This is a genomic window from Streptomyces sp. NRRL B-1347, assembly GCF_000720325.1.
GTDB lineage: Bacteria > Actinomycetota > Actinomycetes > Streptomycetales > Streptomycetaceae > Streptomyces.
In genome coordinates, this window is record NZ_JOJM01000106.1 from 1 (window position 1) to 14,202 (window position 14,202).

A 14,202-nucleotide genomic window follows, 5' to 3' on the forward strand; every position below is an offset into this window, starting at 1 on the left:
TAGGCCCGGACCATCCCGTACGACACCTCGACCGCACCGTGCTCGTCAACGAGCCGGTCAAAGATCCGCTTCACCGTGTGCCGCTGCTTGGGCGGCGCCCTCAGATCCGCCCGCAGCATCTCGTCGATCAGCCCCTTGTGGGGGTCCAACCGGGTTTTGCGGGGCGGGAGTTGCTTGCGCGGCTCCGGCCACACCGACGTCAGAGCCTTCTTGACCGTCCGGAACCCCACGTCGTACTTGCGCTGCAAGGCACGCATCGACATCCCGGCACGGTGGTCGCGGCGGATCGCCGCGTACAGGTCGACCTTGGACTGCGGCGGCATCGCGGCCCCCTCACCACGCGGAGCACAACCATGCTCCCACCGCAAGCCCCGCACCGCTGTCAAAACTCAGCGATACCCCTCCACCGCAACCTCAGCCGCTGTCAGTACTGACCAACGAACGCTGTCGGAACTCGGCGATAGAGCCACAAGGGCCCTCCCCGTCGTCATCGTCCTCTTCGTGCCCTGGCAGCATCGTGTCGAACGGTGCGATGGCTTCACGCTCCTCACCGAGCACGAGGAGCACCCGTGTCATGAAGGTGCATGCGTCATGATCGCCGAAGTGCAGCCCCGTGCGGTCGCGTTCGTCAACGCCCGCGGATACGGGACCGCCCCCGGGAAACGTGCCCGATTCCCTGCTCGACCGCCACGGTCCCGCTCAGGATCATTGCCGCCATGCACTCCTGGACCATCACGCCCGAGCCGGTCACCGCCGACGGTATCGACGAAGCGATCCGCGCCTACTACACCGAGATCGGCGAAAGAGTCGTCAAGCGCCCCGTCACCCCCACCGAGATCCAGCACGCCCTGGACCGCGACCCTCACCACGACCTTGCCCCGCCCCACGGCCGGTTCCTCACCGCCCGCGACACCAGCGGAAGGCTCCTGGGCTGCGTGGGCGTCCGCCTCCTTGACCGCCCGGCCACCGCAGAGCTCAAACGCATGTACGTGCTGCCCGCCGGACGCGGCCAGGGCCTGGGCCGCCACCTCCTCAAGGCCGCCGAAGCCTCGGCACGCGCCCTGGGCGCCACCCGGATCGTCTGCGAGACCAACACCGAACTCGCCGAAGCCCGCACCCTGTACACCGGCCACGGCTACCGGGAGACCGCCCCGTACAACGATCACGCCGCCGCCGAACACTGGTATGCGAAGGACCTCGCATAGCCCGCCCCTGGGCCGGCCTTCGAGGGGCGACTGCCTCGGATCAGCACGAGCCGTGAGCCCCCGCGCGGGACGCTGGGCCGCGGCGGTGTGAAGCGCATCCTGCAGTCACGGTTGAGGCCTCATGCACACCCGCTCAGGACCGCTGTCCGGGGCAGCGGTCGCCGTCGCGGGTGGCGATCATGTCGTTGAGGTGCCGGATCTGGCGCTGCTCGGCGCCCTCCACGACCTCGCAACGCCAGTCGTAGTGGACCCGGCAGAGGGACTCGGTGCCCACCGGCACGGCCGGGCTGTCGAGGGGGACGGTGGCCAGATGGACGCTTCCGCCGTACAGGGCCACACAGGTCAGCACCGCACGCAGGTGCGCGTGCCCGTGCCCGTGCTCCTTAAGGCCCACGGTCCCGTCCTGGTGGGCGTGCGCGACCTCGTGCAGACCCACCGTGAGTGTCTCGTCGACGCCGGTGCAGGCCGGCGCGTCCTCCTCGCATACGGCAGGCGGGGCCGACCGGTTGGTACGGACCTGATGAAGCCCTTGGCCGCTCCCGAGGCGGGCTCAGGCGCTGCGGATCAGTCGCTGGCTGCCGTCCAGGATGCGCCAGTCGCCAGTCAGGACACGGCCGTCAGCGACACTGGGTGTGTCCGTGTGGTTCCGGGGGCGGGGCGGGGCGAGGTGGCGATGGCGGAACTCGATAGTGGGTGTATGGCCTGCGGGTTCATCGGTGGTGATCGTTCGCTGGCGGGCGGGACCCTCCTCCGAACGGCCTGCTGGGTCGTGCAGCATTCGATCGGCCCGCTGGGTCTGGGGACGCTGGCGGTCATGCCGGTAAGGCATGTCGTTCACGTCGCCGAGCTGACCGGCAGTGAGTCTGCGGAGCTGGGGCCGCTGCTGCAGCGAACGAGCGCGGCGGTGACCACGGTGATGCAGCCCGAACAGGTCTATGTCTGCCTGTGGTCTCATGCCGGTGCGGTGCCCGGACACCTCCACTTCCTGGTGCAGCCGGCCTGCCGAGACGACATGACCCGCTACGACGCATACGGACCGGTACTGCAGCTGGCCATGTCCGAAGCCAACCGCCTCCCGGGCCAGACAGCAATCGAAGACGTCTGTGCCCGCTTGAAGGCTGTGCTGGGCACCTGAACACACCACACCGAGCAGGCCATGACGCCTCACGCCCCCTGCCGGCCGCCCACTGTCGCTGCCAGTCGAAGCTGCCCAGGGGAGCCCGAAGAGGGCTTGGGGTTCGGATAGGTAACGGGTGTGGGCGGTGTCATGATCTTCATCAGCCGCCCCGTGCGGGAACGCGGTACGCAGGCCGCGCCCGCAGTCGTGACCCGCCCGTCACCCGTCGCCGCCCCATGCGCAGGGCGCCGCCCGCTGCGCGCCGTAGGTCAGCATCGCCCGGCTCACCCGCCGCGTTAAAGCTCCAGCAGGGCCCAGCGCCGGCTGCCCGGCTCGTCGCGTTCAGTGTCGGCACCGCAGGACAGCACCCCGAGCGCGGCCACCTTCTCCAGGAACGCCTCGTCGCCCGGGCCGGGTCTGTTCTGGTGGGAGAGTGCCATGATGAGTGCGGTGCCGTCCTGGTCGGCGACGTGGATGGTGATGCGCTGGCCACCGTCGCCGAGCGCGGCTGCTGCCAGCAGACGGGTCACCGCGGTGTACTGCTCCCGCTGCGCGGTGCTGGTGAGGTAGCCCCAGGAGCACAACTGCTCGACCACCTTGGCCGCGGCCTTCGCCTGCGACCAGGGGGCGCACTCCAGTGCCCAGTTCGCGGCCCGCCGGTTCGCGATGAGCGCGGCCGGGCGGCGGCGCGCGGGCGGCGCGCCGGCGCGTTTCTGCGGCGGCGTGGGCGGGTCGGGAGGAGGCGGCGAGGGAGGCTTCTTCGGCGGCGGCGGAGTCTTGGGCGGGTAGTCGGGCCGCGGTTTGACGGGGGCGTCCTGGCGTGCGTCGTCCATATGGCGACGGTACTCCCGAACAGTAGGCACAGACCTGGTACTTCACGGTTTGCCCCAGCCTGCCCGCAGGTGAAGCAGGGGGGGCCGGTCGGGGCACGGCCGTCATGCTCGCCGCCGTGCACGCCCACCGGCCCGACCTCGCCCTGGTCGACGTCCGCCTTCCGCCCGGCTCCCGTGATAAGGACTGCGCGCCGCCGCAGCCGGTGCTACGAGGCGCCCCCGGCCACGCGGGCCAGTACCGCCTCGCGCAGTCCTGCGCGGTCGACCTCCAGGGCGTTCAGGACGTCCAGGCCACGGCCTTCTCCTGCGCTCAGCAGACCGAGCAGGATGTGTTCGGTGCCGAATCTGTCGTGGCCGAGCGCATGCGCCTCGCTCAGGGTCTGTTCGAGGGCTTTCCTGGCGTCCTGGGTGTAGGTGGGCCGGGGGTACTGGAAGGCGCCGGGGCCGAAGTTGTCGTCGGCCTTGCGCTGGATCTCCTCGACGTCGATGCCGAGAGAGGACAGGGCGTCCTTCGCGCCTTGCCCGCCGGTTGTGGCAACTCCGGCGGCTTCCAGGATGCGTATGGTCTCCTGCCTGATCCGCGCTTGCTCGACGCCCTGCTTGCGCAGTACCTCCCCGGCCGTGCTCCGGTCGGTGCCGGCCAGGCCGAGCAGGAGGTGTTCCGTGCCGATGAAGTCGTGGCCGAGGGCGATCGCCTCGTCTTGGGCCAGGGTCACGGCGTGCCGTGCGCGGTCGGTGAAAAACTCGAACACCCTACTTCTCCTTGCCTTCGGCTTTACGCCTGCTCGCATGCTTCTCGTGCACTGACTGCCGGCTGACGTTCAGCGATGTGGCGATGCTCTGCCAGGACCAGCCCTGGTTGCGGGCGTTGTCGACGTGGACCCGCTCGAGTTCCTCCAGCAGGCGGCGCAGGGCGACGACGGCCTGCAGTCCGATTTCGGGGTTTTTATCAGTGACCTGTCCGGCCAGTGAGGCCGGTGTGTCCTCAGCTCCCATATCTGTCAGGGTGGCCTGACATCCAGCGAGTGTCAAGGCACCCTGACAAGCGGCGGTGTTGACGGGGATGCCGGAGTCAGCTTCCAGGCGGGTGGACAGATCGGCGCATACGACAACCGAGCCGTCGTGGTGGAGTTCGACCATGACGCCACGTCGGCTGGTGCGGTACTCAGGGATGAGGAAGGTGCTCTCGACCCACCTGCGCAGCCCGACGCGGAAGTCTCCCGCCATGAACTCGCGCACCACCGGGGCGCTGCCGAAGTCGCCTCTGATACGGGCCGCGGCCGCGACCGCCTGCCGGAGGATGTCCGCTGCCTCGCTCCGTGTCGGCGCGGGCACCAGGCGGGGGACGGGACGGGTCAACAGAGAGGCGATGACCAGCCAGGCATGGTGGTCCTCGGACTCGCCCAGCACGGTCTCAGCCGCCTCAGCCAGGCGGGCCTTGAGCTGGACGTCAGCAGCCGACTGGCGGGCGAACCGTTCCTGATAGGCCCGCGCAATGAGGTGCTCGCCCATGTAGTCGGTCTTGTCGCGCACACGGTAGGGGGCGTTGAACGCCAGCCGGTCCTTGTCCTTCTGCTCCCAGCCGTACATGAAGTGCGGGGCCATCTCGCTGGGCGGCACATCGACAACCAGGAAGTCAGGGCCGTCGCCGTTGGGCGCGGCCAAGGACAAGGGGACCCTGGGCTCTGCCGACGCCCGCTCTGTCGGAAGCCGGGACGCTCGAGCTCTACCTGGGCCGAGACGTCCTTACTGGCTCCGACGGCGAGCTGGTGCCACTACCGCTCAACGCCGCTGGCGCTGGCGGGTTCACCTCGAAGGACAAGAAGGCCATGCAGGACAGGTTTGAGCGAAGTGCGGCACCGCGCTGGCCGGTCCTCCCGGGAAAGAGCCCGAAGGCGACTGGAGCGCCGTGCACGCCATCATCGCCACCGTCCTCCACGTCTTCGACCCGCCTAGACCTGACCCGGTCCCGGCCGCCCGAGGCGTCAACAGGGTGACCGGCCCGAGTAAGGGTCAGGTGGTGACGCGGGGCATACGTAGTGCGGACGGGGTCGGGCGCCCGATCGGCAGGATGCCGACCACGATGAGCCGGGGTACCTCGGTGGCGCTGCGCGCGTGGTGGATAATCCAGACGCTGTCCTCGATGCTCCGGTAGCCGCTGGTGTGGCCGCTGTCGTCCCCGATCAGGAGCAGGCCGAAGGGAGGGCCGGTGGCGGTGTAGTTGGCGGCCTGCGAGAGGTAGCTCTTCGCGATGCGTTCGCGGGTCCATCTGGTGTCGCGGCGTTTGACCTCGGCGACGAAGCGGCTGCCGGGTTCGGGGGTGTAGGTGACGTCGGTGCGTCCGCTGGCGACGTCGATGAGTTCGCGCTGCACGGTGCCGGGGGTGAGTGTGCCGGCGAGGTGCTGGTGGAGGTCGTCCTGGACGTGCTTCTCGTCCCAGTGGTCGGAGCTGCCGTCGGGCTTCTTGTCGGGGCAGGGGCCGAGATAGGCGGTGCGGGCGCCGTAGTAGTCGGCCTGGGCGTCGAACCGATCGTAGAGGAACCGCAGGAACTGCTCCAGCAGGGTGGTGAAGTAGGAGCTGTCACGCTGCGTCCAGGCGGGGCTGGTGGCCAGCTCCCCGAGCAGGGATTCCAGGTGGGCGTCGAAGCGGGCGTTGCCACTGGGGGTGTAGCCCTGGGATTGCTGCTGCAAGAGCTGCTCGATCCGATCCAGGAGCAGCGGGTCGAGGTCGTCACGCAGGCCCGAGGCGTCAGCCTGGAAGAGCCCGGCGAGAGTAGGGCGGCCCTCCAAGGCTTTTCCCGGCATCACCTGCCCGGTCGACGATGGTGCCCGCCGCTGGGCCTGGACGACCTCGTACAGCGCCCGCGCGTCGGGGGAGCCGGTGAACTGCGGGTCGGTAGTGAGGGCCTGTTCGAGGTGGTGCAGCAGGCCGTCGCTTCGTACGAACGCGGCCTCCACCGGTGGGCTCACCAGTGCCGTCAGGCCGCCGGACCCGTCGGCCCGGGCGGTGTGGATGCTGCGGCTGGCGACGTAGACGTCCAGCAGGTCGCCGAGGGTGCCAGCCGGGTCGTACCAGCTGGGTTGGTCCAGGTGGGTGCGGGCGGTCTGGAGAGAGGTGACGAGCCGGGACCAGGCGCTCTGCGCAAGTCCGCGGGCGCTGAGCCAGTCCAGCCGGTGCATACCGCGGGTCCACTCGGTCAACAGAGTGGTCGTGGCATCCAGTTGGGCGGCGGCCTCGGCCAGGCGCTGCTCGGCGGGTGCGGCTGTCGCGGGCTGCTTGCCGATTTCACCGAAGGCGAGGACCGCGTCGACGGCGGCGGCGTGGGCGCGGGCGTCGAGTCGGGCCTCGTGGGTGCGGTCCAGGTCCTTGAACCGCATTAGGGCCCGGCGCAGATGGTCTTCGACGGCCGAGCGGTCAGATGCCTCCAGCGCGGTCCGCATGTCCGCGACGGCCAGTTCGAAGGTGGCGTCGGCCCGGGTGCCCGCAGGAAGATCGGTCTGGTTCTCCAATGCGCTCAGGACATCGAGCAGGGCGTTGTCACCGAAGTGGTCGTGGGCGACCCCAACCAGGATCGGCAGGCGCTCCAGGGCCTCGGACGGCTCGTCCCCGGTGATCTCGGCGAGCAACGCCATGAGACGGTGCGGGGTGGTCGTCTGTGCGACGGCCAGGCGCAGCAGTCCGGCGACGGCTGGCTGGGCGAGGGCGGCATCGGCGTCTCCAGCGAGCGCGGCCTCCACGTGTGCGGCAAGGTCCCGGATGGTGCGGGTGCCGAGGTGGGTGGCGAGCGCCGGATGGGCGCACACCACGTCGATCGCGTCGGCCAGGACCCAGGCGGCCTGGGGGTTCCGCAGCCCCTGAGCCGCGGCGTCAAGCAACTGCCGGGCCTGGTCATCGTCCACGGCGTCGAGGTCGCGGCCGAGTGCCGTGAGCAGATAGGGCAGGAGTGGACCGGCAGTGAGCTGGTCGGCCTCCGCGATCACCGCCTCGGCCCCGCCGAGGTCCGCGATCGAGGGCCCGGCGTTTAGCTCGTCGTCGGTCGCGTGGCTGGCCCAGGCCTGGAGCATCTGGTCCACGCTTGGGGCCACGGTCCTCTCCTTGTCGCCGGCCGGTTCGCGAACGAGCAGCTTAGAACAGGTGTTCACCGTCGCTGGTGATGAGGTGGTCCTTGGGCAGGGCGTCGACGAGCTCGGGTTGCGCCGTGGTGAGAACGACCTGCAGTTCGGGAAGTTCTGCGGCGATGGCCTGCAGCTCGGCGATCAGGGTGCGGGCGGGCACCTCGGTGACCTCTTCGGCGGCGACCGAGTCGATCAGAAGGAGGCCGGGGTGCGTGGCCACGCCACGGTCAGCACTCACCCGCAGCAGCGCGATGACGGTCGCGATCCGCATGCGGAGCCGGTCGCCGCGGCTGAGCTTCTTGAACGGGGTCTTCACTCCGGCCTTGACGGCGTTGACCTTGCCGGCGCGGTCGAGTTTTACGCTGTCGAGGTTCTGCACGCCGAACCGTGTGGCGAGCTCGACGATCGCTTCGTTCATCGCCGGGAACAGCTGCTTCGCCGCAGCGTCGACGGCCGCGCGGACCGCTTCCTCGGTGGCGGCCAGGACCTGGGCGGACACGGGGACCGGTGGAGCCGGAGGCGTCGATCCGGTCGCCTCGAGCCGTCCGCGGAGCTCGGCCGCCCGGATCTCCAGGTCACGCAGCCGGTCGTGGGCCTGCGAGGTGGCAAGCCCCTGCTCCAGGCCGGCCGCCGCCTCGCGATGGTCGGCCAGAGCACTCTGCACCGCCTCCACAGCCCCCAACCGCCGGTCGTTTGCCTCCCTCTCGGCACCCTGGGCTTGCTCCAGGGTCTGCTCCAGCTCCGCCAGCAGCGCTTCAGCGGTCTCCGGGTCGACCTCGGGCAGCGGCCGCGTGCACACCGCACAGTTCGCCTGCTCAAGCTCCTCGCTGCGCCGCACACTGCCCAGCGGCTCCTCACACCGCGGACAGCACACCGGGTCCAGCCGTCCCAGGACCCGCCGGGCCTGCCACGTCTCCCGGGCATCCAGTAGCCCCTGCTCCGCGTGCATCCGGGCGGCGGACACCTCCGTGAGCGTCTGCTCGGCCTCCTCCAACAGCGCCCGCATGCCGCGCAGCTCCGTCGCAGCCTGGTCGGCGGCCCGCAGGAGCGGGGAGATATCTTGGGCAGCTGTCCGGCGCCACGTCTCCATCTGCCCAGTCACGTCGGCGAGTTCGGCCTGCCACACCTCACGCTCGGTCCGGCGGGCTTCTGCGTCCCCTTCCGCCCGGCGCTGCCCCTGAGTGATTGTCTTCTTCTCCCGCTTCCCGGCGACGGACAGCTGGGTGAGGGCCGTGCTGTACGGGATGTCGACGAACAGCTCCATGAGCCGCCCGGGCAGGCCACCGGCGACATCGCCTAGCAGGATCTCGTCCCCACCGGGATTGAGGTAGCAGGCCCCGAAGTACGACGCCCACCCGTGGACCTGCGGTGCCCCCTCGCCGTCGGCGCCGCCGGTCACCTGCCACAGGTTGGTGTGCTCCATACGCAGCGCGTCCAGGAAGAACTCACCGATACACCGGCTGACCTCGTCATTGCCGGACGCGGTCGCCAGCAGACGAAGCGCTTCGTCGTCCGCGGCAAGCAACTGGTCGACGGACTCCCCGGCGAGGATCCGGCCCCGCAACTGGGGGTGCGGCTGGCTGTCGACGTCCAAGACGATGCGGATCGCCCGGCCGGCCACAGCGATGTCTACGCTCAAATGACGCAGCCACGAGCGGACATCAGGCGGCAGATCGCGCGGTCCGCCGCGCAACGGGAAAACGAGGAACTCTAGCAGGCTGGTCTTCCCGGCGCTGTTGTCCGGGTGGACGATCGCCCACACACCCGGAGTGAAGGACTGCTCCACGGTGAAGTCGTCGCCCGAGTGCTTCGTGCCGCTGGCGCGCAGCCGGATGATGCGCAGTCGCCGGTCGGCGGCAGTCGGGCTCTTCAGGGTGATGTTCGCCTCGGCCAGCGTCCGCTCGACCTGCACCGGCGTCAGCCCGAGCTTCTCCGCGACCTCCCCCAGGATCTCGCTGGCGCTCGGGGCGACGGTCAGGTCCGCCGTGTTGGAGCGGGCCGTGCCGGGCGCGGTCATGAAGCCTCCTGGTCAGTGTCTCCCGTGGCTCCCGGGTCAAGCGCCGCTTGAAGTTCGCGCAGCCGCTCGCGGGCCTGCTCGGTGATGGGGCCGATGTGCTGGCGCCAAGGGGTGTCAGCGTAGTCCTGCAGCAGGTACTGCCGGTCCTTTAGCTGCGTGCCACCGAGACCGTCGACCAGGTCCACGACCAGGCGGGTGCGCTCGACGTACCAGGCCAGCGCGGGCGCCTCGGTGACCATCGACTGTGCCACCTGTCGGCCCCGCTCCAGTAGGAAGTAGATGTGCTCCACCACGCGCTCACGCCCGAGGACTTGCGTCTTGCGTAGCAGCCCCCGTTCCACCAGCGGGGCCAGAGCGTCATCAAGCTCCTCGAAGGCGCCGTACTTGTAACGCAGCATTGGGAAGCGCCGCAGATCCGGTTCCTCCGACTCCAGAATCTCCGCGGCAAGCTCCAGTAGCCGAGGAACATCCGGAGCGGCCACGTACTCGTTCATCAGCTCGTAGGCCAGGTAGTCCGGATTGCGGACCCAGAAGTCGAGCTTCTGCAGCCGCACCTGGGTGTGAACCACCCCGACGGTCGATGGCGGCACCGACTCACCTTCGGCTGTCGGCTTTGCGGCGGCGTCGATCAGCAACAGCAGCCGCACCGAATCCTGCCAGCGAGTGGCCCGACGTACTCCTGCGGATCCGACCATCACGCTCCTCTGGATCGGCACACACCCAGGCCCTTAATAACATCCTGACAGCGTGTTGAGGCGCGTGGGGAGAAGTCGGCGCGAATCGGCGCACCAAAGTCGCGCCGGTCGCCAGAGCCTGACCAGCGGGCTAACTGGTCCAGGTCTTGATCGAGCAGACCACGGACGTCCTGGAGCTGCTGGCCGCCAACGACAAGGCCACGACCGCCGCAGAGCTTCGGGCCATCGCGGCCGACAGCGAGCAGCTGGGCAAGAGCCTCGCCAACTCGGTCCTCCAGCTCGGGCGGCCGGAGGGGGCACCGTGCACAGCGGCGGTCGGGACGAGATCCTCGGGACCGCCTACAGCGACCACGACCTGATCGTGTTCCTCAAGGGCGTCGGCGTCGCCGAACCCGAGACGACCCGCAGTGGGTGGAGTGGCGCGGAGGCAGGCCCACGAGTTCCACGCTGCCTGACGGGGGCTGTGAGTGGCTGTTGTCGTGGCAGTGGCTGGTCAGCAGTGGGATGGATCTCTAAAGGAGTGGGACTTCGCAGGTCAGCCCGCATGTATCGGAGATCGTTTCGGCTGCTATGGGAAGCTCGACTCGCACGCGTCCGTCGTCATGCACTGCCTGCCAGCCAGCTTCGACGCGGGCTTCGGCGCTGGTATCCCTGTTCACGGCCCTATCGTGCCCCTGTTTCGTCCGGGGTTTGTGTCTGTACCGGGCCGCTCGGCTGCTCCCCACTGCCGCCCGCAGCTGTCGCCCAGGGGAGGTCGAGGCCGGTGAACAGCGCCTGGTGCTCGGGTGGGTAGGTATGGAAGCGGGAGCGCACTGCGTTGAGGCGTCGCCGCAGCTGTACCTCGATGCCGTTAACGCGCGGCCGGTAGGTGTCGTGAACACAGTGCCGTCCGTCCTCGCCGACCAGGGGGCCGATCTCCTCGAGGTGCTGGCGTGCGGCGGTGACGATCTCCATCAGCCGCTCGGCACGCGAGCGCGGCACACGCGCCGCGCCCGCAGTCTTGACCCGCCTGTCGCCCGTGGCTGGCCCCATCCGCAGCTCCAGGAGCACCGCGCGCTGCTCGTCCCGCAGCTGGGGCCACCTGCGGTGTTGGTCGCACAGCCATTTGCCGAGGTCGTCCCCGCGGAACACGCGCTCCCCAGTGAGGAGTTCACCGCGGCGCCCGCCCTCTTTGTAGAAGGCCTCCAGCAGGACGAGCTTGCGTTCCCAGCCCGCATTCCAGGGCGCACCGTTCCGTACCCGCCACACGCCGAGCTTCTCCAGCACGCGGGCAACGTCCTGCTCCTCGTCCCGGGCGCCCCAGGAGGGTCTGCGGCATTCGCTCAGCAGTCTCCCGATGCGGACCTCCTGCCCATCGACGCTGATGGTCTCCTCCACCCCGGGCAGGAGGTGCCCGTACCGGTCCGCGTACTCCCGCGCTGCCTCGACCAGGAGCTGCCGGGCGGAGGCCCGGGGTTCCCACACGAACTGGTACTCGCCGAGCAGGGCTGCCAGGTCCCCAGGCACCCGCCGCGGCCGCGCGCGCCAGGCCTCCAGCCCTTCCTCTGGGCCGAGCTCGGCGACCAGGCCACGCAGGTCGTCGCGGTCGCGGCGCCACTGCCTGCGTGCCCGCTCGAGCTCCCAGCCGAGCCGGACCACCACGCCCCCCGGCCCCACTGCGGGCTCCTGATCCTGTGCTCGGCCCTGCGCCTGCCCCTCCGCGAGCCCCTGCCCTTGGAACCGCGCCTCTGCGAGCCCCTGGTCCTGTTCCCGGCGTTCCGGCTGCCTTGTTGCCTGCTCCTGCCTTTGGGCGGGGACGGGCCCCTCTGCGAGCTCCTGCCCCTGCCGCCGAGCCAGTCCCGGGCTGTAGCCGTGCTCGAGACCCTCCGACAGCTCTCGCCTCACCGAGAGCTTCTGCTCCTGGCTTTCCACGACCTCGTGCTCGGGCTTCTTGAGCAGAGGGATGCGGGTGTAGTCGAGGGGGAGGGTTTCCTGCCAGTCCACGGGCACACGTAGATGCCCGTTGCGCTGGTGGTAGGCGCGCACCGCGCGCATGAGGCGTTCGGTGTCGGCGGTGACGGGGTCGGACAGCACGGTGATCTTCAGCCAGTCCGCGACCACGGCCGCTGAGCGCTGCCGGGTGAGGGTCAGCATCTGCTGGAGCTCGCGCGCGCGTTCCTCGGCCCGCTCACGCGCCTCCGTGGCCGGCTGCACGCGGTGGGGGCCGCGGCTGCTGCTGCGCCCGGCACGCTCCAGCCGCCGTACGGCTTCCTGCGGCCCCTCCGGTTCCTCGTCCTCACGGTCGGTGTGGTCGGGTTCGTAGGACTCCAGCGCGCGCAGCATGTTGATGACCGGGGCCCAGTCGGGTCCGACGAGTGTGTCGTCGGCAGCCTGGGCGAGGTGGAGCACGGGCACGATGATCGACGCCACCTTCTCCGGGTTCTCCCAGTCGTAGCGCACGGCGCGTCCGGCGATCTGCAGGAGGTCGCCCTGCGCCGCGCGCGGGTCCACGAGGGCGACGGCGTCGACGGCCGGGACATCCACGCCTTCACTCAGCAGCCGCACGGAACACACGACCGCCAGATCCACCGGCCGCCCCCGGAGATCTGTGCCCGCCGCCAGCGCCGCCAAGGCCCGCTGCCGCTCCCTGGCCGGGGTGCCCTCATGCAGGGCCACCGCCCACACTCGCCGCGGCGCCGACGTCCCCTGCCCATGCAGGACCCGCGCGAGCTGGGGCAGTGAGGCCGCGGCCGCGCGTGCTCCAGCCACGGTGGAGTGGTAGGTCAGCAGCCGCCGGCACCCCACCCGGCCCCCCGCCCGCAGCACCGCCCCCAGAGAGGCCGTGAGGAGCTCCGCCCGCACTCCCGCGTCAGCCCGTCCCCGCGCCGCGACGAGCTCGCGCAGGCGCGCCTCGTCGACCTCGGCCGCCACCACCGGACTGTGCGCGAGCTTCCCCCGCCGCTGCGCCTCCCGCAGCCCCAACCGGTAGGCGACGGGGCCGTGCTTGCGCTCTGAGAGCCGCACCACCGGATCACTCGCCCGAAGCCGCCCCTGCTCATCCCAGTGCACCGCCCCCAGCAGCCGCGGTGTCGCCGTCATCGACAACCGGTGCCACGCGGGCACGAGGTGCTGCTCGTTGATCCGCCCCCACACCTGCGAGGTCTCGGTGTGGTGGGACTCGTCGCACACCAGCAGGTCCCATTCCGGCAGCGGCCGCGCCCCGTCCCGCTCCACACTCAGCCGGTGCCCGGCAATCAGTGAGTTCTCCACGCTCGCGTACGTCGCCAGCACCGTGAACCGGCCGCCCTGGGCGGCGAAGGTGTTCGCGTGCCACGCCACCACCCGCGGGTCCGTCGTCACCCGCACCCCCGGCTCACCGGCCAGCGCGGCGTCCCGCGGCGCGTACACCGCGATCACCGGCCCGCCGCGTCCGGCCGCGCGCAGCACCCGGTAGGTCTGCTCGAGCAGCGCCCGTGTGGGCACCACCATCAGCAACGACCCCCGCGCCGCGACCAGGCCCGCGATCCGCGCGGCCACCCACGTCTTGCCCAGCCCGGGCGCCATGTGCAGCTGGGCCCGGAACCGCGGACGCCGCGCCCTGGGGGAGGGGGTGTAGATCCGCATGATGGCGGCGACGGCGTCGTCCTGGTGGTCGTAGAACGCCGCGAGCTCGGCCTCCGACCGGACGGCCGCATCCACCTTCACGATCAGCTCCCGGAGATGCTCTGCAGGGGTGCCCGCGGATCAGCCGAACACCCAACCAACTTCCTTCTGTGACAACCTAGACCGCCACGCCTGGCGCTGTCTGCCGGATGCGGGACATCCCTCCTCGCCCGAGCGAGCAGTCGAACACACACCCCAACCACCACCTCGAAATTCCGGCGATGAAAAGCCTGTGAAATGGCCGTCAACTCACTGCAGAGTAGCGGGAATTGCGGTAGTGTGTAACCAAGCGATTATGGTGATGGGAGGAGGGGAAAGTGCCGGAAAGGACGATGGAGTTCGGTAAGTACGGTGCCCATGGCGTCAAGGGCCACGAGGCTGTTGCCCGGCAGCTCGACCGGCTCGCTGGATTCATCGCCACGCCCATTACCGCGCGCCGTGGCCTGATGGCCCGTCTGCACTACCTCACCCGCACCCCCCACGCCCGTGAAGCGGCCCGTGCGGCCGGCCTCACCGTCACCGACCGCACCCTGAAGGCCTGGCTGGCCGGCCAGCGCAGCCCCTCCAAGCAGAACCT

The 14,202-nt window shown here is 70.1% G+C and carries 11 protein-coding genes and 2 pseudogenes; 4 read left to right on the forward strand and 9 right to left on the reverse strand.

Annotated features, from left to right (window positions below):
- Positions 1 to 323 (reverse strand): annotated as a pseudogene (locus IG74_RS0141925) (IS21 family transposase); the annotation flags it as partial.
- A gap of 393 nt (positions 324 to 716) precedes the next feature.
- Here IG74_RS0141925 and IG74_RS0141935 point away from each other — a divergent pair.
- On the forward strand, positions 717 to 1,205 hold the full coding sequence (locus IG74_RS0141935; protein WP_030688486.1) for a GNAT family N-acetyltransferase: 489 nt from the start codon (positions 717 to 719) through the stop codon (positions 1,203 to 1,205).
- Between the two features lie 133 nt (positions 1,206 to 1,338).
- Here the strand turns inward: IG74_RS0141935 and IG74_RS0141940 are convergent, their stop codons facing one another.
- Positions 1,339 to 1,641, reverse strand: a complete 303-nt coding sequence (locus IG74_RS0141940) for a hypothetical protein (protein ID WP_030688488.1) — start codon at positions 1,639 to 1,641, stop codon at positions 1,339 to 1,341.
- Positions 1,642 to 1,878: 237 nt separating this feature from the next.
- On the opposite strand from IG74_RS0141940, the gene IG74_RS52530 reads away from it, so the two are divergent.
- A complete protein-coding gene (locus tag IG74_RS52530; protein ID WP_030688490.1) occupies positions 1,879 to 2,340 on the forward strand; it encodes an HIT family protein in 462 nt (153 codons plus the stop codon).
- Between the two features lie 278 nt (positions 2,341 to 2,618).
- On the opposite strand, the gene IG74_RS48385 is transcribed toward IG74_RS52530, so the two are convergent.
- The 6 genes from IG74_RS48385 to IG74_RS0141980 all read right to left on the reverse strand — a co-directional run bounded on the left by IG74_RS48385 (position 2,619) and on the right by IG74_RS0141980 (position 9,935).
- Positions 2,619 to 3,155: a hypothetical protein gene (locus IG74_RS48385; RefSeq protein WP_030688492.1), complete on the reverse strand. Its 537-nt coding sequence runs from the start codon at positions 3,153 to 3,155 to the stop codon at positions 2,619 to 2,621.
- Positions 3,156 to 3,361: 206 nt separating this feature from the next.
- Complete coding sequence (locus IG74_RS0141955) at positions 3,362 to 3,907, reverse strand: Clp protease N-terminal domain-containing protein (protein ID WP_030688493.1); 546 nt, start codon at positions 3,905 to 3,907, stop codon at positions 3,362 to 3,364.
- A 1-nt stretch (position 3,908) separates the two neighbouring features.
- A complete protein-coding gene (locus tag IG74_RS0141960; RefSeq protein ID WP_030688495.1) occupies positions 3,909 to 4,151 on the reverse strand; it encodes a hypothetical protein in 243 nt (80 codons plus the stop codon).
- 1,017 nt (positions 4,152 to 5,168) lie between these two features.
- Positions 5,169 to 7,241, reverse strand: a complete 2,073-nt coding sequence (locus tag IG74_RS0141970; RefSeq protein WP_158858030.1) for a hypothetical protein — start codon at positions 7,239 to 7,241, stop codon at positions 5,169 to 5,171.
- Between the two features lie 40 nt (positions 7,242 to 7,281).
- Positions 7,282 to 9,288, reverse strand: a complete 2,007-nt coding sequence (locus tag IG74_RS46795) for a hypothetical protein (protein WP_037827073.1) — start codon at positions 9,286 to 9,288, stop codon at positions 7,282 to 7,284.
- Entirely contained in the window at positions 9,285 to 9,935 is a 651-nt protein-coding gene (locus IG74_RS0141980; RefSeq protein ID WP_199818971.1) for a hypothetical protein, read from the reverse strand. Before IG74_RS0141980 ends, IG74_RS46795 begins: the two co-directional genes overlap by 4 nt.
- 194 nt (positions 9,936 to 10,129) lie before the next feature.
- Here IG74_RS0141980 and IG74_RS52535 point away from each other — a divergent pair, with 194 nt between their 5' ends.
- Entirely contained in the window at positions 10,130 to 10,342 is a 213-nt protein-coding gene (locus IG74_RS52535; protein ID WP_030688500.1) for a hypothetical protein, read from the forward strand.
- 304 nt (positions 10,343 to 10,646) lie between these two features.
- Here the strand turns inward: IG74_RS52535 and IG74_RS0141990 are convergent, their stop codons facing one another.
- Positions 10,647 to 13,667, reverse strand: a complete 3,021-nt coding sequence (locus IG74_RS0141990; RefSeq protein ID WP_030688503.1) for a DEAD/DEAH box helicase family protein — start codon at positions 13,665 to 13,667, stop codon at positions 10,647 to 10,649.
- 275 nt (positions 13,668 to 13,942) lie between these two features.
- On the opposite strand from IG74_RS0141990, the pseudogene IG74_RS0141995 reads away from it, so the two are divergent.
- A pseudogene (locus IG74_RS0141995) lies at positions 13,943 to 14,202 on the forward strand (transcriptional regulator); the annotation flags it as partial.

Coding starts and splice junctions, on each gene's coding strand:
- IG74_RS0141935 (WP_030688486.1), top strand. CDS start 717: ATGCACTCCTGGACCATCACGCCCGAGCCGGTCACCGCCGACGGTATC.
- IG74_RS52530 (WP_030688490.1), top strand. CDS start 1,879: ATGGCGGAACTCGATAGTGGGTGTATGGCCTGCGGGTTCATCGGTGGT.
- IG74_RS48385 (WP_030688492.1), bottom strand. CDS start 3,155: ATGGACGACGCACGCCAGGACGCCCCCGTCAAACCGCGGCCCGACTAC.
- IG74_RS0141960 (WP_030688495.1), bottom strand. CDS start 4,151: ATGGGAGCTGAGGACACACCGGCCTCACTGGCCGGACAGGTCACTGAT.
- IG74_RS46795 (WP_037827073.1), bottom strand. CDS start 9,288: ATGACCGCGCCCGGCACGGCCCGCTCCAACACGGCGGACCTGACCGTC.